2 protein-coding genes are annotated in these 601 nt (G+C 38.1%); both read left to right on the top strand.

What is annotated here, in order from left to right:
• Positions 1-320: hypothetical protein (locus ACP5SP_RS08110; protein ID WP_428076578.1), on the top strand; the 320-nt coding region annotated here is incomplete at its 5' end.
• A gap of 32 nt (positions 321-352) precedes the next feature.
• A partial coding sequence (locus ACP5SP_RS08115; protein WP_428076580.1) for a hypothetical protein occupies positions 353-601 on the top strand: 249 nt, incomplete at its 3' end.

Genomic DNA, 601 nt, shown 5'->3' on the forward strand with positions numbered 1-601 from the left:
TAGATTTCCCCAAAAAAGCCGAACCAGAGGAGCAGAAAACTGTCCCTGCGATTGATGAACGTCAACCACCGAAACTGACAAAAATGCAAAAAAAGGTGCTGGAAGATATAAAAAGTAAGCCAAAAGAAAAATGGACGGAGTTTGAACGGAGAGTCTTTGACGGTATTAAAAGAAAAGAAGCAGATAACGGTAATAGGGCAGGAAACAGCAATGATGATTTGCCAGAAAATAACGAAAAATTGACACCCTTTCAAAGAAGTGTTTTAAAGTTGGTATCAGATAAGGTTGCCAAACAGAATGAGAAATTAGAGAAAAAGTAAATGATGGGGGGTATGTGGAGGAGGTTTAGAAAATGAAAAAAATTGTAAGTTTGTTTATAATATTTTTAATAGTTGGGTCGAGCTTCGTTGTTATTTCCTCTCTTCCACAGGCATTTGGAGCATCGTCAGGGATAATTTATCAAGCTCCTGTTTACATCGACAACACACAATCCTCAGCTACTCCTAGCCCATTCCAGCAGATGGTGAAAATACCAATATTTACATTTTCCTCGTACATCTTCGATAACAACACGTCAGCGAATTTCGAATTTTACTGTGCC

The sequence above is a fragment of the Caldisericum sp. genome, from assembly GCF_049967455.1.
In the GTDB taxonomy this organism is placed as follows: domain Bacteria; phylum Caldisericota; class Caldisericia; order Caldisericales; family Caldisericaceae; genus Caldisericum; species Caldisericum exile_A.